Raw genomic sequence first — 22,102 nt, 5'->3', positions numbered from 1 at the left:
AGGTGTGGAGAAACTGATAAACGAGCTCCGGGCCAATCTCGAAGCGAATGCCGATGTTTCAGTTGTGAAACAGCAGACGTGGAAACTGCCCATCGTTTTCTATGACGTCGGCTTTAGCCGGGTGAAACGGTTGAAGATGGATGTCCTGATGAAGATGCTGCTGTTTGCTTTTCAGGAAACGGAAATCCACCGGGCTGCCAATCTTACGGAATTCTTGCTGGTGGAGGAATTGTTTATCCGCGATTTGATGGAGAAGATGCAGCGCACCGGGCTGATCCAACTGGAGAAGCGCGGATACCGTTTAACGGCAAAAGGCTTTGATTACCTTGAAAAAGGGATTTTCGATGAAGAAATGGAAGGGGACGACACGGTGATGTCGTTCAGTTCCGTCCATGATGAATATGCCCTTGCTTCACAAAACGGCCATCCGGAAGCGAGTGAGGCGATGCCGCTTTACCGCTATTTCAAAAAAGCTGCCTTGAATAAAGAACGCGTGCAGCAATTGCTGTTGGCTGAAATGATTTTCCCGGAGGAAGAAGGCTTCCAAATTATCGCAACCGATGTCACGAGCTGCATCGAGCAGGAAACGGATTTTGTTCCTTGCATCGAATTCCAGCTGCATGATGCCAAGCAAGACCTGTTCTATGCCCGCATCTGGAATACGTGGAGCGGGTCGTGGGATGAAACACTCGCGAAGCAAATCGAAGAGCGCGAAGTAGTGAGTTGGCGAAAAGCAATGGGAGAATTGAAAAAATGACAGCTGCACAGGAATGTGCGGCTGTTTTTTATTTGATTATTGGAAAATATTTCTTTTTAACGCATCGTCATCTCCAGAAATCGGATTTACTTCCCTTGGGCTGTAAAATACTTTCCTTCCCGCCTCAAATACTATCCCAACTAGAAGATTTACTTTCCCATCGCGTCCATTTACTGTCCAAGTTCCGAAAAAAGGCAAAGCCGATGCATAAAACATCGGCTTTGCCTTCAAACTTCAAGATTAAAGCTTCGCAATTTCCGGATCGGCGACTTTCACCAATTGTTTTCCGAGATTGCTGCCTTCGAATAAGCCGCGGAACGCTTCAAGTGTCTGGTCGAAGCCTTCGATGATGGTTTCTTCATATTTCAATTTGCCTTCCTGGAACCACTTGGCCATTTCCACTGCACCGGTTTTCAGTTCAGAAGCGTAGTCGCCAAGCGTGAAGCCTTTCATCATCGAGCTGGTCGTGATGAATTTCCACTGGATGCGCGGTCCAAGGTCTTCTGCAGGATTATTGTAAGAAGAAATGGTTCCGCATAAGACAACACGCGAATTCCGGTTAAGTTCCAGAATGACGGCATCGGAAACGGGGCCGCCGACGTTATCGAAATAGACGTCTACGCCATCAGCAACCGCTTTTTTCAAATCGTCTTCAAAGCTGTCTTTCTTGTAATTGACGGCAGCGTCGAAACCGAGTTCGTTGACGAGGTAATCCACTTTCTCATCAGACCCTGCAATCCCGACAGCACGCGCGCCTTTCAGTTTTGCAATTTGCCCAACGATGGAACCGACTGCTCCGGCAGCTCCGGAAACAACAACCGTTTCGCCGGCTTGCGGCTTGCCGATATCAAGCAGGCCGAAGTAAGCAGTGAGGCCAGTCATGCCAAGTACACCGAGGCGAGTCGTGATCGGTGCGATGGATGGATCCACTTTTTGGACCGCATTCGCTTGGACGATATTGTATTCTCCCCAGTTCAGCGTACCAGTCACGATATCCCCTTGTTGGAAACGATCTGATTTCGAATCCAGGACCTCTGCCAATACACCGCCGTTCATCGGCTCGTTTAATTTATAAGGTGCGACATACGATTTTACATCGCGCATCCGCCCGCGCATATAAGGGTCGACGGAGAGATATAAAGTCTTCAATAATAATTCGTTTTCTTTTATGGAAGGAATGTCTTTCTCGACAAAGGCAAAATCCTGATCTGTCGGTGTTCCTTCCGGACGATTGATTAAATGGATTTCTCGGTACGTTTTGACTGCCATGAAAATTCCTCCTTCAATTCTATTCGAAGAAGAGCTTACCATTGCCTAGACAGTGAATCAAAAATTTTAGTCTCCTAAGTTTATATTCTTGCACCTGTACAATGGCTATGATAGTTCAACAGAAAAAGAACACAAAATAAATCCCTATTGATCTTAGCGGTTTCGTTCGTTTTCCTGTCAGGTTGCCAAGCGCAGGCAGACGAAGTCAGTGACCGGATGGAAGAAGTAGGATTTATCACAAAACAGCCACAGCCTGCCAAAACGCTTGAAATGAACAAGACAGCGCCGGCAGAAAATCCGATCAACACCCTTTCAGTGAATAAAGGCAATAAACCGGAAACGCTTTCCATTCCGGCAATCGGCATTGAGGCAGAGGTTCTGCCTCTCGGTACAGAAAAAGACGGCCGAATGGCAGTCCCGAAAACACCTGACGAAGTCAGCTGGTTTGAACCGGGATACCTGCCTGGAGAAAATGGGCGGGCTGTGATAGCGGGGCACGTAGATGCAGTGGGTGACCCAGCTATCTTCTGGGACTTGGCTGACCTCAAAGCTTGCGATGAAATTATGGTTGCTGGTGGCGAGAAAGAGTTGAAGTTCAAAGTATACGCAATGGAATCCGTTGAGCTGGACTTAGCTGATATAGAGGATATATTCGGCTGCCGGTCCACTCCGGAATTGGTCTTGATTACTTGTTCAGGCGAATTCGATTTTGAACGGGGGACAAGGAGAGAACGGCAAAAGCGCACTCTGCTAAATAGAATGCACTTTTTGCATTTCTTTTTTCTCCCTTCTCTAACTAGAAAGAGTTTTGATATGCTAAATTTAAATGAAAAGAGGGGCAGGAGGAAGAGAAATGGAAATCGAAATTAAAAAGCCGGAAGCAAGGCATGCAGAAAAAATTTCGGAAATTTGTTCCATAGGGTGGCGGCAAACAGTCGAAGGAAAATTAAGTGAAGAATATCAAATACAGAACACTGTGTTTTGGTATAACTCTGAACGGGTCAGAGAGGATCTTCGTGCAGGCGTTTATTCGCATATTGCACTGGCTGGAACGGAAGTGGCGGGTGTCATCGGCGGCGGAATGACAGCACCCGATACAGGGGAAGTTTTCGTTTTATATATGGATGAACGTTTCCGTTACCAGGGGATCGGCCGGCTGCTTCTGGAAGCTTTAACTCGCGATCAATCGGCACAAGGGGCAAGCGAACAATGGGTATCGGTTCAGGAAGGCAACCAATTCGGCATTCCATTCTATGAAGCAAGAGGTTTTAAACTCCAAGGAAAGAAAACCGAAGAAACGGACACGGGAGAGCTGCAAGTGTCTCTTCGCTATTCTCGGCCAATTTAAAAACCCTGCAGGACACAAGCAAGTGTCTAGCAGGGTTTTCCTATTCTTTAGTTTAGTTGGTCGTCCATTTTCTCTTTGCTCATCATAAAGGCTGCGACGAGTGCAAGTGCAGCTGGGACAATCGTCAGAAGGAACGTGCTCGCAATCGAAGAGGATAAAGCTTCGGTCAATTGGTTTGTCACCGCATCAGCGCCAAAACAAAAAAGCCTTCATTGTAGCGAAGGCTTTTAACATTGCTTTACTTTTGGCGTTATAAGTTTTTCAAATCGGGATGATTTTTTGTTTCTTGGTCGGACAAGATTTCCGGTTTGAAGCCATTTAAATCGATAATTTCTCGACCTTCGCCGCGATAGACAATTACATAGCCTTCGTAAGGCGTCGCTTCGAGCCGGTCGAATTCCAATTGTTGCTTGGCATAGAAATCGGTAATTTTTTGGTTGGCTGCTTCACTGACGACTGGTTCATCCGCTTGCCATAATGCCCGGTGCCCGCCAGATGGGACAGATATTTCACCATCGATTTTCGGCTCGCGCTGATTGAACAACCCTTGCATTAAACGGATGACTTCTCCGAAACCGAGAAGCAGCGATCCGTAAATGGCCCCTTGAAGGAAAATTTCAAAAGCGGCTTGTCCACCAAGCCATTCAACGGAATTTATCGCCCGGAATAGATTAATCACGATAATAAGCAAGCCGACGCCTTGCAGAATATAGGCCACGACATTTTTGGTGTTGGTCATTTTCTCTCCCCCAAATGATCTTTTTCTTCTATATATAGAGTTTCGCTGCCGGGAAAGAATTTCCTCTATATTCCTAAATAGGAAAGCCTTTAATAATAGGAACTTTAAACCAACAATAGGTAAACTCTTTAAAAAATAGTAATGTTTTACTGGAAATTAAAAAGAGTGAAACGTTTTAAAGAGCAGCGGACTCTAATGAATAAAGAGAGTATGAGGCGGATGGAGCACGATGAGGAAATGGTTGCAGCGGCAATAAAAGGCGACCGGGTGGCACTCCAGCATTTATTGAAAGATGAAAAAGAAAAATTGTACCGCATGGCATTTACATATGTGCGAAATGAAGAAGATGCCATCGACATTTTCCAACAAACCGTTCTTCAAGCAATTGAGTCGGTGCACCAAGTGAAAGAAACGGCTTATTTTTCGACATGGCTAACACGCATTTGCATCAATAAAGCATTGGCGCTATTAAAGAAAAATAAAAAACTGATTGTCCTGGATGAATTGGAAGAGAGAAAAGCCCCATCCGATTCCATGGATATTGCTCAGCAATTGGATATGGAAAAGGCGCTTGGGCTGTTGCCGGAGAAATACAAAACGGTGCTGCTGCTTCGCTTCTACCAGGATTTTACTGTGAAGCAAATTGCCGATTTTATGGAATGCCCGGAAGGTACAGTAAAAACTTTGATCCACCGGGGGCTTGCGATGCTGAAAAGAGATTTGAAAGGAGTGTATGCAGATGAATGGCAAAGAGAATTCAATTAAAGAGGCTTTAGAAAATATCGAAGTTCCGGAAGCACGTCTGGATGCCATCATCGAAGAATCGTTTTGGGAAACTTCGGCTGCTCCAGTGAAAGAAAAGCGTCGAAATCGATGGATGCCAGCAGTGGCAACTGCCGTTTTGGTTGCCGGCATTTCTGCGGCTACTTTGTCAGCGACGCCGGCACTTGCACATTATATGGCTCAATTGCCAGTGATCGGCAGTGTCTTCTCGATTTTTGCGGAAAATCCGCGAGGGGCGGCTGCGTTTGAGGAATTCAGTGAAGACGTGGCGCTTACCCAAACAAGCAATGGCATCACCATCAGCATTGATGAAGCGGTTTATGACGGCACCAAATTGACTTTTACGTATCGGGTTGCTTCTGAAGAACCATTAGCCAGTTCCGCTTATTTGACCAATTCGCCTCAGCTTCTGGAAGCCGAAGGGCCAACGGGCGGAATGCAGTGGGAAATAGTGGACGGTGCCATCGTGGGCATCTCGGAAATCACTCATTTAGATGAAGAGGCGGAATTTGTAAATGTCATATGGGAACCCCAAACCCTGTATACCGAAGAGAAAGAAATTCCGGGAGATTGGAAATTTGAGTTTGCCGTGAAGCAGTTGAAACAGACGCCGGTACCATTGGACGAAAAAGTATCATCGGACGGGGTGACGATCCATTTGCAGGAGTTGACGATTACAGATGTCGCTGTCAATATCGCCTACCAGCAATTGGTCGATCCGGCAATTGTAGAAGCGGGCAATTTTGTTGAAGCCGAACTTATCGCCAAGGACAATTTAGGAAATGTCTATGAAATGCCATATAGTGGCGGCAGTACGCCGGGAGACGCGCTGACTGCGGAAGATTTTGAGTGGACTGCATCGTTCAGCGGGTTGGACCCGAATGCGTCGACGCTGACTTTTTATCCTTTCGGCCATATTAGCGGGCCGGCCATCGAGCCGGAGCGGGTGGAATTTGATGCGCTTCAATTTAATTTGAAGGACGGGACGCATCGCCTCATCGAAGATCCAACGGTTCCAAAACCACCTCCAGTTGAGTAATTAAGGCGAAATCCGCTCTTGCAGGAAGCAGAGCGGATTTTGTTATGCAAGGACGGGAATCCCGCTATTTTTGAAACTTTTGCTGAAGTTGTTTCGTCTTACTAATTAGTGGCTAGATAAGGTATTGTGAGAACAATCTTTAAACTGTCATTCTTCCCCAAAGTTTAGTAGAATAGAATATGTCATTCTTTGTAAAACTACAAGAGACATTTTAATTTTGGTGGTTCAGTTCCATTCCAATAATCCTCAACAATGAGAAGGTGCAATATGAATAAATTTAAAAAAATCGATCGAGAAATGTTCAATAAGTTTATCCCTTTCTATTTACTGGCTGTGGTTATGCTTTGGCTGAAAACGTATATTTCTCAAAAAACGCAATTTAAATTGGATGTCGATGGATTCTTGCAGGAATTCCTGCTGTTGATCAATCCGCTTGGCTCCGCTTTATTGCTATTGAGCTTATCGTTCTTTTTCAAAGGGACGCGGAAGTACTTTTCGCTATTGCTCATTTATACGCTGATGACAATCTTGCTGTACGCGAATGCGGTTTACTACCGGTTCTTCAGTGACTTCATCACGCTTCCGACGCTCTTTCAAACGCAGAACTTCGGCGATTTGGGCGGCAGTGTCATGACGCTTATCCAGCCATGGGACGTTTTGTTCTTTGTGGATGTCATTTTCTTGGCGGTGCTCATCTTTTCAAAACGCTTCAAGAAAGACAAAACCAATTTCAGAACCAAAGTGGTGCTTCCGATGATCACCGCTGCATTAGCCATTTCATTCTTGAACTTGGCAATGGCAGAAGGGGACCGTCCGCAATTGTTGACGCGCGGTTTTGACAGAAGCTATATCGTGAAATATTTGGGAATGTACAACTACGCTCTGTATGACACAGTGGAAAGTTTGAAATCGTCTTCGCAGCGCGTTATGGCTGACAGCGACGATGTAACCGAAATCTTGAATTATACGAAATCCAATTATGCATCACCAAATGAAGAATACTTTGGTGCAGCGGAAGGCATGAATGTGGTTTACCTGCATTTGGAATCCTTCCAGTCCTTCTTGATGAATTATGAATTGAACGGCGAAGAAGTGACGCCCTTCCTGAATTCGATGATAGAAGAGAAGAACACACTTTACTTCGATAACTTCTTCCATCAAACAGCACAAGGGAAAACGTCGGATGCGGAATTCATGCTAGAGAATTCATTGTTCGGTTTGCCGAAAGGTTCAGCTTATATTACAAAAGGCCAGAACACTTATCAGGCAGCACCGGCCATCTTGAAAGACAAAGGCTATGAATCGGCCGTTTTCCACGGCAACAACGCAACCTTCTGGAACCGTTCAGAAATCTACAAATCATTCGGATTCGATAATTTCTTTGATATCGAGTCTTATACGAACCTGGAAGAAGGGGACATGGCCGAATATGGCGTAATGGACAAGCCGTTCTTCGACCAATCCATGGACATTCTAAAAACTTTGCCTGAGCCGTTCTATACGAAGTTCATCACGGTCGCGCATCATTTCCCTTATGATATTGACCAGGAATTGACGACGATCGGCAAAGGGACAACAGGCGACAAGAGTGTGGATAATTACTTCCAGACTGCCCGCTACGCGGATGAAGCGATTAAACAATTCTTCACAGACCTCGAAGAATCAGGTTTGGCGGACAACACTATGATCGTCATGTACGGCGACCATTACGGAATTTCTGACAATCACAACAAAGCAATGGAGCAGGTGCTTGGAAAAGAAATCACGCCTGTAGAAAATACGAACTTGCAGCGGGTGCCGCTCTTTATCCATGTTCCAGGAATGGAAGGTGGAATCAATCACACATTCGGCGGCCAAATCGACTTGCTTCCGACGTTGATGCATTTGCTTGGAATTGAAACACAAGATTACTTGCATTTCGGCACTGACTTATTATCGGACGAGCATAAAGAATTGGTGACATTCCGAAACGGCGATTACGCAAGTCCTGAAATCTACTCGATCGGTGAAGTATTCTATGATCCGAAAACCGGCTTGCCGCTTGATGAAAGCAAGCAGGCACAGGCAGAAGAACTTCAAAACCAAGGCAACATGAAATTGCAGCTGTCTGACGAAATCGTCAATGGCGATTTACTGAGATTCTACACGCCTGAAGGATTCACGCCGATCGACTCGGCTGATTACAATTACCAGACGGATTTAAATGAAGAAGAATAAAATAAAGAACGGATCCCTTGCATAGGGATCCGTTCTTTTCAGTATGTAGAAAAAGATGGAAATGGAAAAAGTTTCGTTTAGAAATTCGATGTTCCGCATAACCGCTTCGCTTGGTCCCCCAGGTGTCTCCATTTTTTGCTCCATGTGTTGGGGAGTACTCCAACACCGGCGCGGTTCCGGACAGGGTGGAGCAATAAGACGAGTGGTTTTCTCGGCTTATTGTGGGAATCCTGTCCATAGCGCCGCAGTGTGGTTTCCAGAAGCAGATGCACTTATCCCATTAGTTTCTCGATAATGTGTAAGAACGGATAAATGTTATTGGAGCAATAATGTGATGAAGATTCCGCATGCCGTAATGAAACCGACAATCGGACCTGCTTTTTCGTAAGCTTCCGGCATCATCGTCGAGCAGATCATAGCAATAATCGCGCCTGCTGCGAATGAAGAAAGGATGGCTTGTGCGTCTTCCGTCATCAAGTCAAGCAGTGAATATCCTGCGAGAGAGCTGAGCGCTGAAGCAACCAGGACAAACCCCCACATCGACAAGACTCTCGTCGTGCTGAATCCGCTCTTCTTTAAACCGGATGTGCTCGAGATCCCTTCTGGCAAATTGCTGATGAAAATCGCCGCGATTAAAGCCACGCTGACGCCATTGCCGCTCGCTAGTGCAAGGCCGATCATGGCCGTCTCGGGAATGGCATCCATAATGGTTCCGACGAAAATGGCCACCCCTGAACTTGAGCCTTCCGGTTTTTCATCGCTATGTCCAGAGCGTTTGCGGTGCCGAGCACCTTGTTTGTTAATGAGAATATCAAAGACCGTGAAAATGGCCGCTCCGCCAAGGAAGCCAAGTGCAATCTGGGTCAATCCGCTGATTTCCATTGCCTCCCCTAACAGTTCATAAGCAACTGCGCCGATTAAGGCGCCGGTGCCGAGCGCCATGATATAAGCGATCAGCCGCTGCGGAAGTGAAACGAGCAGTACGATAATTGCGCCAAGTAAGTTGGCTGCTCCCGCAATGCCTCCCCATAATAATGCCTCTCCCATATTCATTCACCTTCCGTTTGCGTGTTATAAAGACTTCTACCCTTTCTGCCGATTTTCAAGCCCAAGCGTTCAGAAGTGGACAAAATAATAGCGGCGACGGCAAATGATTGGCATATGAAAAGACAGGAATCAAGGTATAATTAAGTAGAATGGAAGGCACCGTAAAGTTCGTTTTCATAATGGAAATCCGGAAAGAAGAGTGGACGGAACATGAAAGCATTCATCATGTACGCAGTTGCCGTAATAGGCGGTTATGCATTAAGTGAAGTTTCCCAACAATGGTTTGGAAGAGAATGGATTTTCGGGCTATTGATTGTTCTCTTGTTCGCCTTGTTTTTGGAAGCCTGGAAACGTGTGAAGCCGGGCGGTGCCGGATTGATCTTTGTGACAATTGCCACATTGCTCAATATCGGCTACGTTTTTTTCGTGCAGTATACGGCCAAAGCGATTTGCAGTTTGTTCATCGTTATCTTGCTGATCCGGTTATACAAACAGCATAAAGATGTAGTGTTGACAGCGATTGCATTTGCAGCAAGCTATGTGGTCCTTAACCTTGAAACTGGAAACTTTCTGATCGCTTGGTCTTTATTTTTAATCAGCGGTGTGGCAACGGCAATTGGCTTCAAGTATCATTTCCGGTGGCTGAAGCGCTGCTTTGCCGTTGTATTCGGAATCTCTACCCTGCTCTTATTGATATTGGGTTCAAGCATCCAATCCCATTTCCTGGTTTTTGCCATGGTCCTTGCTGTAGGGGGAATCTCTTATAATTCCTTTGGCAAACCACTTAGAACCGCCAAATGAAAAAGCTGGATTTCCTTGTCATGGGAAGCCAGCTTTTTTAGTTTGACCGAAAGGGAATGGTGAAGAAACGGATAGTTTACTGGCAAAAAGGGTAGAGTCAGGGAAAGGACACCGATAAACAAATCAAATGGACCTTGCTTACAATACATGAATGATTGGAGAAATGTTAATGGATATTGCAGTTATCGGGTCGAATATGGTCGACCTCATCACGTATTTGGAGCGGATGCCGGAAGAAGGCGAAACGCTTGAAGCGCCGGAGTTTGAAATGGGCTGCGGCGGAAAAGGAGCAAACCAGGCAGTGGCTGCCAGCCGGCTAGGTTCCGATATATTGATGGTGACAAAAGTGGGAAACGATCTGTTTGGACAAAACACGATTGAAAATTTCAAGGCCAATGGTGTACGAATTGAAGGAGTTGAAGTGGGCACGAAAACGAGCGGTGCTGCACCGATTTTCGTCGATCCGAATGCGAAAAATCGCATCATCATCATTCAAGGCGCCAACAGTGAATTGGTTCCGGAAACGCTTGAGAACCACCGGAGCCGGATCAAGCAAGCGAAGCTGATCGTGCTTCAATTGGAAATCCCTTTGGAGACGGTCTACCATGCCATTCAGATGGGCGAAGAACTTGGAATTCCGGTTCTCTTGAATCCCGCACCCGCGAATCCCGAACTCGATATCGCCTATGTAAAGAAATGCACGTATTTCGCACCGAATGAATCAGAACTTGGCATTCTTACCGGCATGCCGGTGAAAACAGTGGATGAAATCAAATCAGCGGCAGTTTCTTTAGTACATAAAGGTGTACAAAATTTAATCGTTACAATGGGCGACAAAGGGGTATTATGGATGAATGCAGAGAAAGAAGTTTTTATCGAAGCTGAGAAAGTCAAAGCGGTGGATACGACCGGTGCCGGAGACTCGTTCATCGGCTGCTTTGCCCATTTTGTGACGAAAGGCAGCCCGGTTGAAGACGCGCTTCAACAAGCGAATCGCTACGCTGCACAAGCTGTCCAAAGACGCGGCACCCAAACCTCTTACCCAACTTTGGAAGAGTTTAGAGCCAATTAAGTAGCCGGCATTCGTTCCGCCAGCGGCTCTCGGCTTTAGGGTTAGTTTTCCTGCAATCGGGTAAAGAATAGAATAACGCATCTACAGGAGGGATTGCAATGACGAGAAAAGGCACAGCGGGCCGTACACCGGAACAGCACAATGGCGCCCCTGACTCTGCGATTGACCAAGTGATCAAAAAAACGAAAGAAGTTTTCGACGGTGAAAACGATGCCGTGAATTATGACGATCTTAAAGGCCAAGACGAAAAAGAAGCAGCAAAAGAATATTCGAAAAAAGTAGCAGATGATCCGTCAACGGATTCCCCTAGAGATTAAAAGCTGACAGTGAATGGAATAGAATGGTGATAGGAAATGCCGCATCCAAAGAAAAAGTTTTCTTTGGATGCGGCATTTATTTTTTGTCGAATTTTACAGCAGATGGGGAGGAAAACGATGCGGCTCTTCGAATTATAAGGGAAGAAGATAAATTCAAGGAGGGATTAAGATGATCGCAAAATTAGGGCAAGTCATGCTGTATGTCAACAATCAGGATGAAGCCGTACGGTTCTGGACAGAAAATGCAGGCTTTCAAGTGATGGCAGATGAAAGCAATGGCGAGATGCGTTGGATTGAAATCGCACCTGAAAGTGGAGCTGGAACCACCTTAGTCATCCATGACCGGAATACAGTGGCCCGCTTATCTCCCGGTTTAGATCTGGGCACGCCTTCATTGATGTTCTTTACGGAAAAGCTGGACCAGTTTCATCAGAAATTATCGGAGAACGAGGTCACAGTCGGTGACATTGTCGAAATGCCGGAGGGCCGTGTGTTCAACTTTGCAGATTATGAAGCGAATTATTTTGCGGTAATGGAGATGAGAAAAGCTTAGAAAATGTTTTAAGCGGCGGCAAGCAGTGAATAAGGTAAGAGAAAGATGGAAAAGAACGCCTGTAAAGTAGCGCGGAACTTTACGGGCGTTCTTTTCTCAGCACAAAAGCAAGGTTCTGTTTAGTATGTTATCATTGTAAAAATATACGGTTATATTAAATCGAATCAATTCTAATGAGAGGTGAAGCATGAAAAAAGCAACACAGGTCTTTTATTACTCAGTCATCATTTCAGTTATTGTCGTTGTATGGGGAGCATTTGCTCCCGAAAATCTTGAAGCTGTCACGGCTTCTGTGACAGCCGGAATTACGAGCAAGTTCGGCTGGTTTTACTTGCTCTTGGTCGTCGGTATTTTAGTATTTTGTGTTTACATGATGTTTTCGCGTTTTGGCAATATCAAGCTCGGCAAGAAAGACGATGTCCCGGAATTCAGCCGAGGCTCTTGGTTCGCCATGCTTTTTAGCGCAGGAATGGGAATGGGGCTGGTTTTTTGGACCACCGCAGAACCGATTTCCCATGCGTTCATCAGCAGCCCTTCGGCAGAACTGGGCTCTGACGAAGCCATCCAGGATGCCTTGAAGTATTCGTTTTTCCATTGGGGCATCCACGCATGGGCAGTCTATGGCATTGTTGGCCTTGTTCTGGCCTATTTTAAATTTCACCGGGGGACGCCAGGGCTCATTAGTGCGACCTTAACTCCGCTGTTCGGCGAAAAATTGATGCAGGGGGCACTGGGAAAAGCGATTGATATCTTAGCAGTATTTGCGACCATCGTCGGTGTAGCGGCAACGCTCGGCTTTGGTTCAGCGCAGATTACCGGAGGCTTGTCATTCCTGTTCGGCACGCCAAATAATTTCACCGTCCAATTGATTGTGCTGGTCGTTTCAACCGCATTATTCATTTGGTCAGCCTGGTCCGGAATCGGACGGGGCATCAAATACTTAAGCAATATCAATATGGTTTTAGCCGCGGTTTTGCTTGTCCTGCTCTTTATCGTCGGCCCGACCATGTACATTGTCAATATGTTCACGCATACGCTCGGCAGCTACGTCACGGATTTCTTTAAAATGAGTTTGCGCTTAGCGCCGCTCAATGAAGAAAATCGGACTTGGATCAATGGCTGGACCATTTTCTATTGGGCTTGGTGGGTTTCGTGGGCGCCGTTTGTCGGCATTTTCATCGCCCGCATTTCAAAAGGGCGGACGATCAAGGAATTCATGTTTAGCGTCTTATTATTGCCGGCGCTTGTTTGCTTCATTTTCTTCTCCGTATTCGGAGTGTCTGCCTTGAATTTGGAGCAGAAAGGAATTTCTGCGATTTCGAGCTTTTCTCTCGAAACATCGACTTTTGGTGTGCTGGCTGAATATCCGCTTGGGACTTTGCTATCATTTATCACGATTTTCGTGATTGCGATTTTCTTTATCACCTCAGCAGATTCCGCTACCTTTGTACTCGGCATGCTCAGTACAAATGGATTGCTGAATCCGGCAAATTCCGTCAAAATCAGCTGGGGATTGATTCAATCCGCAGTTGCGGCAGTCGTCGTCTATTTCGGGGGAACCCAGGGGCTGCAGAATATGCTGATTATTGCTGCCTTGCCTTTTGCGATCGTCATTATCTTGATGGGCGCTTCGTTCCTGAAGGATATTCAAAAAGAAGTGCAGCCCAGAAGGAAGTAAAAAGAAAATTTAAAAAACAAGGTTGTTCCATTTCATAGAGTTGTGGGAAAATAAAATAAGAGAGCGCTGCTGATACCTACAGGTTGTCGGCAGCGCTCTCTTTGTTTAAAGGATTAAGGCGGGCAGTTATAGGGTAATCTTTGCGTATAAGAACACTGCTTGCCAAGCAGAAAAAAACCACTGGTAAAGGAGAAATGATGATGGAAATTTTAAAACGGTTCAGAGATATTATGACGAGCAATATTCATGCCCTATTGGACAAAGCCGAAGACCCTGAAAAAATGATCGATCAGTATTTGCGCGACCTGAACAGTGATCTTGGAAAAGTGAAGTCGGAGACGGCTGCCATTATGGCAGCAGAAAAGCGGGAGCGCCGGGAGCTTGAGGAACTGCAAAAAGAAATAGAAGATATGCAGCGGTATGCGAAGAAAGCAGTAGAAGCTGGAAATGACGACGATGCACGCAAATTCCTGCAGCGCAAAGCGGAGCTCGCAGAACGTGAGAAAACGATGCAGACGTCGGTCGAACTGGCAGCAGCGAATACGCAGCAGATGCGCCAAATGCACGAGAAGCTGGACTCGGACATTGCCGAGCTTGAATCGCGCCGCCAAGAGCTGAAAGGAAAAGCGGCAGTTGCGAAAACGCAGAAGCGCATGAACGAGTTCAATTCATCAATGGGCAGCGCTGGAGACCGCTTGTCCGCATTCGATCAGATGGAGCAGAAAATCAATCAGGAATTGGATGAGGCCATGGCGATGCAGGAGCTTAATAAAGGTTCAGGAACAGATATTAAAGACCTCGCAGCAAAATATGAAACCAAAGCCGATGTGGAAAGCGAGCTTGAATCGCTGAAATCAGGCATTAATGTGGACGATGAATTGGCAGCACTGAAAAACGAAATGAATAAGAGCGAGTGATGGAATTATTGAAGGCCATTTCCTGGAGCGCGAAAGGGGGGACATGGAATGGTCACTCAATATAAATGTCCGAACTGCGGGTCGGATATGGCGTTTGATGCCGATTCGGGCAAGTTATCCTGCCCGAACTGCGGCCGCCAAGACGACATCGAAACGTTTCCGGAAGAAAACATCGTACCCGAATTCGATGCCGAAGAGGCAAAGGAATACCATTGCGAAAACTGCGGCGCCGTGATTCTCACAGAAGCGAATACGACTGCGACGCATTGCAGTTTTTGTGGTGCGCCGGTGGTATTGGCAGAGCGCTTAAGCGGTGAATTCGCACCGGCAAAAGTGATTCCGTTCACCATCAGCAAGGAAGAAGCGGTGGAAGCGTTTAAAAAGTGGACACGAAATGGACGGCTGACGCCGCGAGGATTTATGAACGGCGACCGGATCAAAAAAATGACTGGCATGTATGTGCCTTTTTGGCTCTATGATATTAACGGAACGGCAGAAGTGGCTGCAATCGGCACGCGGGTCCGGAGCTATACGAGAGGCGATACGATTTATACGGAAACGGATTTCTACGATGTATACCGCGGAATAGACCTCAGTTATTTGAAGGTGCCGGCCGATGCTTCGGAAAAGATGGATGATGAGTTAATGGATAAACTTGAGCCTTATGACTATTCAGCTCTGAAAGATTTTAAGATGCCTTATTTAGCAGGCTTTTTATCGGAAAAATACGATTATGACGATGAAGCCCTTTTCTCACGGGTAGAATCCAAAATCGTCCCTTATATCGATTCTTATATTCAATCGACCATTACAGGCTATACGACAGTCAGCTATACGAACAAGCAGATCCAGACCCATAAAAGCAAAGTCTATTACACACTGTTTCCGGTCTGGATGGTCTATTATGATTTTGAAAATAAGGAGCATACCTTTGCGATGAATGGGCAAACCGGAAAAGTGGTCGGTAAGCCGCCGATCAGTTCCGGCAAAGTCGCTGCGTGGTTTGCCGGTATTGCCGTGTCAGGATTCATTGTATTAAAAGGCCTCTCTTATGCAATGGGAGGTGTGTTATGGTGAAGCGTTTTAATTGGGAAGCAGCCTTGCTGTTTTGGGCGCTGGTTTTGGCACTGTTTGCCGGGGGATCGGCTGTTTTTGCTGTGGAGCCGCACATCTACGACAACGCAGGGCTTCTCACGGAACGCGAAATCGTTGAACTGGAAGCGCTCGCTGCGGAACTTAGCGAAAAACAGGATGCAGATTTTCTCTTTTTGACTACGGACAGTACAGATGGCCAGTCGATTATATCGTATATGGGCGACTTTTTCGATGATTGGGCAGAGGAAAACAATCAGGAAAATGCGGTGCTCCTGACGATTGATATGGGAAGCCGTGAAGTCTATCTTGCGGGCTTCGGCACTGCTGAAACTAAGCTCGACAACGACCGTGTGCAGCAAGTGCTGGACCGCATCATGCCTTATATGGGCGCTGGGGATTACGGCGGCGCTTTCCGTGAAACGGTTACGACCGCCAGCCGTTATATGGAGTTCCGTCCGGGTGCCAATCCGGAAAGCATTATCCATAAACTGTGGTTTCAAGCAGGGGTTCCGTTATTGGCAGCTGCTGTAATTGTCGGCTCGATGGTCATGAATGCAGGCGGCCGGGTCACGACCACGGCACGTACGTATGTAGACGGCACGAATACAAGAGTCAGAAGCCAGCAAGACCGGTTCCGCAATAAAACCGTTTCAAGGCGCCGCGTGCCGAAAAGCAATGGCGGGGGAGGCGGTTTCGGAGGCGGCGGTGGAATGACCGGTGGCGGCCGCTCGTTTAGTGGAGGCGGCCGCAGTTTCTAAACCAAGGGCTTTAAAGGAAGGGATGAACAATATGGCTTTTTTCGGAAATCAATTTTCAGATGTGGTCGAATGGAATGAATTCAGGGATGATATGATCTTTTGGAAGTGGAACAACGACGAAATCAAAAAAGGCAGTAAGCTGATTATTCGGCCAGGACAAGATGCCATCTTTTTAAACAATGGAAAAATCGAAGGGATTTTTGAAGATGACGGCGAGTATGACATCGAATCGCAAATCGTGCCGTTCCTTTCTACTTTGAAAGGATTTAGGTTTGGCTTTAACAGCGGCATGCGCGTCGAAGTCCTGTTCGTCAATACGAAAGAATTCACCGTCCGCTGGGGAACTCAAAACCCGATTAATATACCGGCTCCTCAAATGCCGGGCGGTATGCCGATACGGGCAAATGGCATGTTCCAGTTCACCGTAAATGACTATACGACTTTGATTGATAAAATTGCCGGAGTCCGCAACAGTTATCTGGTTGAGGATGTAAAAATCCGGATTACGGCCATTCTCGATCAACTGCTCATGAAATGGGTGACAAGGGAAGGCAAAGATATGTTCAATTTGCAGGCCAATGCACATGAAATCGGCAAAGGCATTTCAGATGACCTCAATATGGAACTTATGGATGATGGCATGAAAATCACCGGTTTCCAAGTCATGAGCTTTAATTATCCGAAAGAAATCCAGGACATGATCAACAAGAACGCTTCGATTGGCATGGTCGGGGACGTCGGTAAATACCAGAAAATCTCAGTGGCAGATGCGATGGCAAAAGGCGGGTCTTCCGGTTCAAGCAGTGCAGCCGATATGGCGGGCATGATGGTCGGGATGAATATCGCCAAAGATATGGTGGAAACGATGAAGGAATCAAATGGCGGCAATCAACAAGCAGCAAACGGTCAAGGGCCGAATTTCTGTCCGAATTGCGGCCAGAGAAATGAAGGGGCTAAGTTCTGTCCAAATTGCGGACAAAAGCTGGTTTAAGTTTCTAAAAGACTCCCCTTCGATTGGATTCATCCAGAAAAGATTTTTAAAAGCGGGAAAGAGGAAGCGACTTGGAGCATTTAATCGAAAGTATGAAAATCATTGGAGATGATACGATTCAGCGCACGCAATTGAAGCATCGGATGTCTTTAGTGGATTCTTTTGCGATCCAAAAAGGAATGTCCGTCATTGAAATCGGCTGCGGCCAAGGAGACACAACGGTCGTTTTAGCGGATGCGGTAGGAGAAACGGGGCGAGTGCTCGCTGTGGATATCGCCTCTGCGGATTACGGCGCACCGATTACACTCGGGGAGGCCACTGCTGCCATTTCAGCATCCAAGCTTGGAAAGCAAGTGGAATTCCTGCTGGAGACCGATTTGCTGGAGTTGCCGGAAACGAAGTTCGACGCGGCGATTTTGTCGCACAGTTCCTGGTATTTCCGGAATCCGGATCAATTGCTGGCGTATTTGACAAAATTGCGGAGCATGGCTGACCGCCTTTATCTGGCTGAATGGGATCTTGCTTTTAGCCGGATTTCTCAACGCAGCCATTTTGCCGCAACTGCGATTCTTGCTTTATACAGCGAGTTTATAGAAAATGAAGGGAATATCCAGTATGTCTTCGACCTTGCACAATTTCAAAACTTACTGGAAAAAGCGGGATGGACGATCCAGCAAACCGAAATCGTAGATGCCTATTATCTGCAAGATGGAAGTTGGGAAGCGGCTTATGCAAAATCGATTCGGCAGGAATTTGCCCAAACTCCGCCGCGTATCCAAACACTGGTCAACAGCTTGTATTCTTTGTTAGTGGTTGAAGGCGCCGACAGTTTGGATAGTTTGGTGATATCCGCTGACTGATGTTGGCTAAGCGATAAAACTTGCATTTTAACGGGACACTACCTATAATTTGATACATTGTGTTTGAGTTTCGAAAAGGCTGAAAGAATTATGCAGCCTTTTTTTGCTGCAATTTTCTAAGCACGGAGATTCGTAGGAATGGAGATTTTTAAATGGACAAACTATACAATTGGCTCATTATTTTCGCGGGATCGATTTTACTGGGATTCGCTTTTAATATGTTTTTATTGCCCCATGAGATTTTGTCTGGAGGCGTTACCGGGATTGCGATGATATTCAGTTTGATGCTGCCGCTCAATGCGGGGATTTGGCTATTTGTTTTGAACATCCCGATTTTAATCCTTGGCTGGATGAAACTTGGCAAAATGTTCATCCTCAATAGCATTTACTCGGTAGCTGTCACGTCTATCTCCATGTTGTACATCCCGGTCATGAAAGTAACAGAAGACGTACTGCTGTCATCTGTATTCGGAGGCGTTCTTGTCGGCATCGGGGTCGGATTCATCATCCGTTCATACGGATCGACAGGCGGCTTTGACGTCATCGGCCTGCTCTTGACGATGAAACGGGACATTCCGCTCGGCTTTATGGTCTTTGGCTTGAACAGCCTCGTCGTATTCGTATCCGGTTTTATCTTTACGTGGGAGCTTGCGATGTATACAATGGCCTCTATCTACATCACAGGCTTGGTCGTTGACCGCATCCATACGCGCCACATCAAACTGAATATGCAAGTGGTGACAAGCAAAGGCGACGAAGTCAAAAAGCACTTGCTCGAAAACCTGTATCGCGGCATCACGGTCACGGACGGCGAAGGAGCTTATTCAGGCAATAAAGTCAAAATCCTGCACAGCGTCATCACACGCTATGAGCTGGCCTATGTCCGTCCACTGATTAAAGAAGTGGATCCGGATGCATTTGTCAGCATCAGCGAAACGATGGAAGTCATGGGGAATTTCCGCAGAGACGAAAACTTCAAGAAAGTTCCCGGACATCCTCAATCGCTGTAAACCATATGCTTGAAAATAGAGCTCCGATTCGAAAGAGTCGGAGCTGTTATTTTATCTTTATAAAACAGAATATTTAGAAAATAAATGTTTTATTATGGGCTTATAAGCGTTATGATAAAAGAAAAGGAGGGGAACGGAAATGGATGCCACCTTTGGCCTCGTGCCGATGCTTGTCATTTCCATTATTGTGGTCGCGCTCATCCTGGCCTACTTCGTTTTCCATAACTGGGCTAAGTAATGAAGAAACAGAAAAGCCGCAGCTGCTAGCTGCGGCTTTTCTGCTTTAAAAAACGAACCCATAACATTTTCTCCAAGCATACATATAAAAAGCTGATGGTGTTACATGTCTAAATATTCAAAATTATATTGATTTAAATTGAAAGCGATTTTATAATGAAATTGACATCAAATGTGCTGATAGTGAACAAATGTAAAAAGGAGGGATTTAACTACTTTGTTGCTTTAGGGGAGGAGGAACAGGAAATGGAAATTGAAAAAGAGCTGGTGGCCATTGAATTGGAAATCGATTCCAAAGAAAGCGTAATAGCCTTCTTAGGCAATAGGCTATTGGAAAAAGCGTATGTGAAAGAAGGATTTGTCGAAAGCGTGCTTAAACGTGAAGAAACTTTCCCTACAGGTTTGCCTACGATACCATTCGGAATTGCTATTCCACATACGGATGGGGATATGGTGAATGAGTCAAAAATAGCTTTTGCCACGTTGAAAAACCCGGTGAAATTTTTAGCGATGGGGCAGAGCGGAGAACTGATCGATATTAAAGTGGTTTTTATGTTAGCGCTGAAAGAGCCAGCTGCCCAACTGGCTACTTTGCAAAAACTGGTCGGATTGTTCCAAAATCCAGAAACTGTTTCAAAGTTAGCCGCAATCACAAGTGCCGAAGAGCTGAATGATTTAATCAATATTAAAGCTTAGAGGCAGCAGAGCTTTTCATCTATCGTTTTACAAGCATTTCTAACCTGCATTCATGATTTTATCAACCCATAAAAGAATCATTTTAATCACGTCTTTCTGCTAGAGAATACCAAAAGCAAAGGGGGAGAAAGTTGATGGGAATTCTGCAATGGTTCGTGGATCTTGGAGCGACAGTTTTATTGCCGATTTTAATTTTTATTTTTGCGCTGGTATTGGGAACTAAACCTGGAAAGGCTCTACGTGCCGGGATCATCGTCGGCATCGGATTTGTAGGGATCAATTTAGTGATCGGTTTGCTTGTAGACAGTTTAGGGCCTGCCGCCCAATCAATGGTTGATAATTTTGGATTTAACTTAAATACAATTGATGTTGGCTGGCCAGCAGCTGCGGCAATTGCTTACGGCACTTCCTTGGGCAGTTTAGCGATACCGATTGGCGTGGGCGTTAACGTCTTGCTGCTGACTTTCGGTTTAACGAAAACGTTGAACGTCGATATTTGGAATTTTTGGCACGTAGCTTTAACAGGGTCGCTTGTTTATGCTTTGACAGCCGATTTTTGGTTGGGCATTTTGACAATCATCGTCCACTTGCTTTTGCTGTATTTAATGGGAGATATTTTAGCCAAATACATCGAGAAGTTTTATGGTTTCCAAAACATTACTTTTCCGCATGGCACCTCCGCTCCATCTGCATTTGTCGCAATGCCGATGAACTGGGTCTTTGACCGCATTCCAGGATTCAATAAGCTGGAAGCGAATCCCGAAAATATCCAAAAGAAATTAGGGGTGCTTGGCGATTCTACCATTATCGGGGTAATGATCGGGATCTTAATTGGAATTTTGGCAGGCTACAACGTCCAGGGAATTTTACAGCTGTCCATTCAGACAGGAGCTGTTATGGTCTTGCTGCCCCGAATGGTAGCTCTATTGATGGAAGGCCTTATTCCTGTTTCGGAAGCGGCAGGGGCTTTTGTGAAGAAACGGTTCCCGGGAAGAGATTTGTACATTGGAATGGACAGTGCACTTGCCATCGGACATCCGGCAGTCTTGTCATCCGCCTTGCTATTAATACCCATTACCATCTTTTTAGCGGTTCTGCTGCCTGGAAATTCCGTTTTGCCATTTGCTGATTTAGCTTCCATTCCATTCCTGATCTGCTTGATGGTCCCTATTTTCAGAGGGAATATCATACGAACTGTGATTGGCGGATCGATTTATATTGGCGTCGGCTTATATATAGCGAGCTGGGTTGCGCCGTTGTTTACACAGTCAGCGATTGCTTCAAACTTTGAAATGGGAACGAATACGAGCATCTCTTCATTGATTGATGGTGCGGTATGGACCACGTTCATCTTTGTCTGGCTGTCGAAGATTTTCAGCTGGTATGGAATGAGTGCTTTAGGATTGCTGGTTCTTTTTGGCCTGATTTACCAGAACAAAATCAAACCTAATCGCCATAAAGCCAATCCGGAAAAATCAGGGAATCCGGCAGCAGCACCTATAGAACACGAATAATAGAGGGGGAAGCAATTAAATGAAAAAACTATTGATTATTTGCGGTACCGGTATAGCAACTTCCACTGTCGTGAAAGGAAAAGTGGAAGAATGGCTAAAAGAAAATAATCTCACTCAAGATGTGAAAATCTATCAGTCAAAAGTCAGTGACGAGATCAATCGAATTGACGAATACGATATTGTGTTATCGACGACATTGGTTCCGGATAATATTAAAGACCGTGTAATTGACGGCATTCCTCTTTTAACTGGGATTGGCATCGATCCAATGTTTGAAAAAGTTTTAGCCGAAATAAAGCGGTAAGCAGATGGTGAAAATCGCTTTGAAAGAAAAGCTGCAAAAGCCAAGGCCAAGAGCTGCGGCTTTTGCGTTCATCTCTATTGAGTTCCAAAAGCATACATAA

At 45.8% G+C, this 22,102-nt stretch carries 24 protein-coding genes; 20 read left to right on the top strand and 4 right to left on the bottom strand.

The genetic code is table 11. The annotated features are described in order from the left end of the window. The first annotated feature begins 4 nt into the window (after positions 1-4). Positions 5-757, top strand: coding sequence for a hypothetical protein (locus tag BN1080_RS13245; protein WP_052652690.1), 753 nt, complete (start codon positions 5-7; stop codon positions 755-757). Between the two features lie 240 nt (positions 758-997). On the opposite strand, the gene BN1080_RS13235 is transcribed toward BN1080_RS13245, so the two are convergent. Continuing rightward, positions 998-2,026 (bottom strand): NADP-dependent oxidoreductase, encoded by a 1,029-nt coding sequence (locus BN1080_RS13235; protein ID WP_052652685.1) that lies wholly within the window; start codon positions 2,024-2,026, stop codon positions 998-1,000. A gap of 147 nt (positions 2,027-2,173) precedes the next feature. On the opposite strand from BN1080_RS13235, the gene BN1080_RS13230 reads away from it, so the two are divergent. Both BN1080_RS13230 and BN1080_RS13225 read left to right on the top strand, forming a co-directional pair. Continuing rightward, positions 2,174-2,896, top strand: a complete 723-nt coding sequence (locus BN1080_RS13230) for a class F sortase (protein ID WP_234398970.1) — start codon at positions 2,174-2,176, stop codon at positions 2,894-2,896. Continuing rightward, positions 2,880-3,374, top strand: coding sequence for a GNAT family N-acetyltransferase (locus BN1080_RS13225; protein WP_052652684.1), 495 nt, complete (start codon positions 2,880-2,882; stop codon positions 3,372-3,374). The genes BN1080_RS13230 and BN1080_RS13225 overlap by 17 nt, the downstream gene beginning before the upstream one ends. 47 nt (positions 3,375-3,421) lie before the next feature. Here the strand turns inward: BN1080_RS13225 and BN1080_RS17475 are convergent, their stop codons facing one another. Continuing rightward, entirely contained in the window at positions 3,422-3,556 is a 135-nt protein-coding gene (locus tag BN1080_RS17475) for a hypothetical protein (RefSeq protein ID WP_267882918.1), read from the bottom strand. A gap of 68 nt (positions 3,557-3,624) precedes the next feature. Next, positions 3,625-4,113, bottom strand: coding sequence for a hypothetical protein (locus BN1080_RS13220; RefSeq protein WP_052652682.1), 489 nt, complete (start codon positions 4,111-4,113; stop codon positions 3,625-3,627). Between the two features lie 195 nt (positions 4,114-4,308). On the opposite strand from BN1080_RS13220, the gene BN1080_RS13215 reads away from it, so the two are divergent. The 3 genes from BN1080_RS13215 to BN1080_RS13205 all read left to right on the top strand — a co-directional run bounded on the left by BN1080_RS13215 (position 4,309) and on the right by BN1080_RS13205 (position 8,152). Continuing rightward, complete coding sequence (locus tag BN1080_RS13215; RefSeq protein WP_234398969.1) at positions 4,309-4,878, top strand: sigma-70 family RNA polymerase sigma factor; 570 nt, start codon at positions 4,309-4,311, stop codon at positions 4,876-4,878. Next, complete coding sequence (locus BN1080_RS13210) at positions 4,853-5,935, top strand: DUF4179 domain-containing protein (RefSeq protein WP_052652678.1); 1,083 nt, start codon at positions 4,853-4,855, stop codon at positions 5,933-5,935. Before BN1080_RS13215 ends, BN1080_RS13210 begins: the two co-directional genes overlap by 26 nt. Before the next feature lie 267 nt (positions 5,936-6,202). Next, complete coding sequence (locus BN1080_RS13205) at positions 6,203-8,152, top strand: lipoteichoic acid synthase (RefSeq protein WP_052652676.1); 1,950 nt, start codon at positions 6,203-6,205, stop codon at positions 8,150-8,152. A 315-nt stretch (positions 8,153-8,467) separates the two neighbouring features. Here BN1080_RS13205 and BN1080_RS13200 read toward each other — a convergent pair whose 3' ends face one another. Continuing rightward, positions 8,468-9,199, bottom strand: coding sequence for a ZIP family metal transporter (locus BN1080_RS13200; protein WP_052652674.1), 732 nt, complete (start codon positions 9,197-9,199; stop codon positions 8,468-8,470). A 210-nt stretch (positions 9,200-9,409) separates the two neighbouring features. Here BN1080_RS13200 and BN1080_RS13195 point away from each other — a divergent pair, with 210 nt between their 5' ends. From BN1080_RS13195 to BN1080_RS13130, 14 genes are all read left to right on the top strand, one after another. Further along, on the top strand, positions 9,410-10,000 hold the full coding sequence (locus BN1080_RS13195) for a hypothetical protein (RefSeq protein ID WP_052652673.1): 591 nt from the start codon (positions 9,410-9,412) through the stop codon (positions 9,998-10,000). A gap of 169 nt (positions 10,001-10,169) precedes the next feature. Beyond that, complete coding sequence (gene rbsK / locus BN1080_RS13190; RefSeq protein ID WP_052652671.1) at positions 10,170-11,072, top strand: ribokinase; 903 nt, start codon at positions 10,170-10,172, stop codon at positions 11,070-11,072. Positions 11,073-11,170: 98 nt separating this feature from the next. Beyond that, on the top strand, positions 11,171-11,389 hold the full coding sequence (locus BN1080_RS13185) for a hypothetical protein (protein WP_052652669.1): 219 nt from the start codon (positions 11,171-11,173) through the stop codon (positions 11,387-11,389). A gap of 169 nt (positions 11,390-11,558) precedes the next feature. After that, positions 11,559-11,942 carry a VOC family protein gene (locus tag BN1080_RS13180; RefSeq protein WP_052652667.1) on the top strand — a complete coding sequence of 128 codons (384 nt, stop codon included), beginning with the start codon at positions 11,559-11,561 and terminating at the stop codon, positions 11,940-11,942. A gap of 187 nt (positions 11,943-12,129) precedes the next feature. Next, the gene (locus tag BN1080_RS13175) at positions 12,130-13,620 is read left to right on the top strand and encodes a BCCT family transporter (protein WP_052652665.1); all 1,491 of its coding nucleotides are present in this window, start codon (positions 12,130-12,132) and stop codon (positions 13,618-13,620) included. A gap of 200 nt (positions 13,621-13,820) precedes the next feature. Continuing rightward, complete coding sequence (locus BN1080_RS13170) at positions 13,821-14,537, top strand: PspA/IM30 family protein (protein WP_052652663.1); 717 nt, start codon at positions 13,821-13,823, stop codon at positions 14,535-14,537. Between the two features lie 48 nt (positions 14,538-14,585). Next, on the top strand, positions 14,586-15,614 hold the full coding sequence (locus BN1080_RS13165; RefSeq protein ID WP_052652661.1) for a TFIIB-type zinc ribbon-containing protein: 1,029 nt from the start codon (positions 14,586-14,588) through the stop codon (positions 15,612-15,614). Continuing rightward, complete coding sequence (locus BN1080_RS13160) at positions 15,608-16,390, top strand: TPM domain-containing protein (RefSeq protein ID WP_052652659.1); 783 nt, start codon at positions 15,608-15,610, stop codon at positions 16,388-16,390. The genes BN1080_RS13165 and BN1080_RS13160 overlap by 7 nt, the downstream gene beginning before the upstream one ends. Before the next feature lie 31 nt (positions 16,391-16,421). Beyond that, positions 16,422-17,381, top strand: coding sequence for an SPFH domain-containing protein (locus BN1080_RS13155; RefSeq protein ID WP_052652657.1), 960 nt, complete (start codon positions 16,422-16,424; stop codon positions 17,379-17,381). A gap of 71 nt (positions 17,382-17,452) precedes the next feature. After that, positions 17,453-18,241, top strand: coding sequence for a class I SAM-dependent methyltransferase (locus BN1080_RS13150; protein WP_234398968.1), 789 nt, complete (start codon positions 17,453-17,455; stop codon positions 18,239-18,241). A 152-nt stretch (positions 18,242-18,393) separates the two neighbouring features. Further along, entirely contained in the window at positions 18,394-19,251 is an 858-nt protein-coding gene (locus BN1080_RS13145; protein ID WP_052652655.1) for a YitT family protein, read from the top strand. 483 nt (positions 19,252-19,734) lie between these two features. Further along, positions 19,735-20,184 carry a PTS sugar transporter subunit IIA gene (locus BN1080_RS13140; protein WP_052652653.1) on the top strand — a complete coding sequence of 150 codons (450 nt, stop codon included), beginning with the start codon at positions 19,735-19,737 and terminating at the stop codon, positions 20,182-20,184. A 134-nt stretch (positions 20,185-20,318) separates the two neighbouring features. Then, positions 20,319-21,698 carry a PTS galactitol transporter subunit IIC gene (locus tag BN1080_RS13135; protein ID WP_199876624.1) on the top strand — a complete coding sequence of 460 codons (1,380 nt, stop codon included), beginning with the start codon at positions 20,319-20,321 and terminating at the stop codon, positions 21,696-21,698. 19 nt (positions 21,699-21,717) lie between these two features. Then, positions 21,718-22,002 (top strand): PTS sugar transporter subunit IIB, encoded by a 285-nt coding sequence (locus BN1080_RS13130; protein ID WP_052652650.1) that lies wholly within the window; start codon positions 21,718-21,720, stop codon positions 22,000-22,002. Positions 22,003-22,102 lie beyond the last annotated feature (100 nt).

It is taken from the genome of Planococcus massiliensis, from assembly GCF_000821325.1.
GTDB lineage: Bacteria > Bacillota > Bacilli > Bacillales_A > Planococcaceae > Planococcus > Planococcus ruber.
Note: the sequence above shows the minus strand (reverse complement) of the source record. Positions and strands in the feature narration are given on the sequence as shown.

Coding starts and splice junctions, on each gene's coding strand:
- BN1080_RS13235 (WP_052652685.1), bottom strand. CDS start 2,026: ATGGCAGTCAAAACGTACCGAGAAATCCATTTAATCAATCGTCCGGAA.
- BN1080_RS13225 (WP_052652684.1), top strand. CDS start 2,880: ATGGAAATCGAAATTAAAAAGCCGGAAGCAAGGCATGCAGAAAAAATT.
- BN1080_RS13220 (WP_052652682.1), bottom strand. CDS start 4,113: ATGACCAACACCAAAAATGTCGTGGCCTATATTCTGCAAGGCGTCGGC.
- BN1080_RS13215 (WP_234398969.1), top strand. CDS start 4,309: ATGAATAAAGAGAGTATGAGGCGGATGGAGCACGATGAGGAAATGGTT.
- BN1080_RS13210 (WP_052652678.1), top strand. CDS start 4,853: ATGAATGGCAAAGAGAATTCAATTAAAGAGGCTTTAGAAAATATCGAA.
- BN1080_RS13205 (WP_052652676.1), top strand. CDS start 6,203: ATGAATAAATTTAAAAAAATCGATCGAGAAATGTTCAATAAGTTTATC.
- BN1080_RS13200 (WP_052652674.1), bottom strand. CDS start 9,199: ATGGGAGAGGCATTATTATGGGGAGGCATTGCGGGAGCAGCCAACTTA.
- BN1080_RS13195 (WP_052652673.1), top strand. CDS start 9,410: ATGAAAGCATTCATCATGTACGCAGTTGCCGTAATAGGCGGTTATGCA.
- rbsK (WP_052652671.1), top strand. CDS start 10,170: ATGGATATTGCAGTTATCGGGTCGAATATGGTCGACCTCATCACGTAT.
- BN1080_RS13185 (WP_052652669.1), top strand. CDS start 11,171: ATGACGAGAAAAGGCACAGCGGGCCGTACACCGGAACAGCACAATGGC.
- BN1080_RS13180 (WP_052652667.1), top strand. CDS start 11,559: ATGATCGCAAAATTAGGGCAAGTCATGCTGTATGTCAACAATCAGGAT.
- BN1080_RS13175 (WP_052652665.1), top strand. CDS start 12,130: ATGAAAAAAGCAACACAGGTCTTTTATTACTCAGTCATCATTTCAGTT.
- BN1080_RS13170 (WP_052652663.1), top strand. CDS start 13,821: ATGGAAATTTTAAAACGGTTCAGAGATATTATGACGAGCAATATTCAT.
- BN1080_RS13165 (WP_052652661.1), top strand. CDS start 14,586: ATGGTCACTCAATATAAATGTCCGAACTGCGGGTCGGATATGGCGTTT.
- BN1080_RS13160 (WP_052652659.1), top strand. CDS start 15,608: ATGGTGAAGCGTTTTAATTGGGAAGCAGCCTTGCTGTTTTGGGCGCTG.
- BN1080_RS13155 (WP_052652657.1), top strand. CDS start 16,422: ATGGCTTTTTTCGGAAATCAATTTTCAGATGTGGTCGAATGGAATGAA.
- BN1080_RS13145 (WP_052652655.1), top strand. CDS start 18,394: ATGGACAAACTATACAATTGGCTCATTATTTTCGCGGGATCGATTTTA.
- BN1080_RS13140 (WP_052652653.1), top strand. CDS start 19,735: ATGGAAATTGAAAAAGAGCTGGTGGCCATTGAATTGGAAATCGATTCC.
- BN1080_RS13135 (WP_199876624.1), top strand. CDS start 20,319: ATGGGAATTCTGCAATGGTTCGTGGATCTTGGAGCGACAGTTTTATTG.
- BN1080_RS13130 (WP_052652650.1), top strand. CDS start 21,718: ATGAAAAAACTATTGATTATTTGCGGTACCGGTATAGCAACTTCCACT.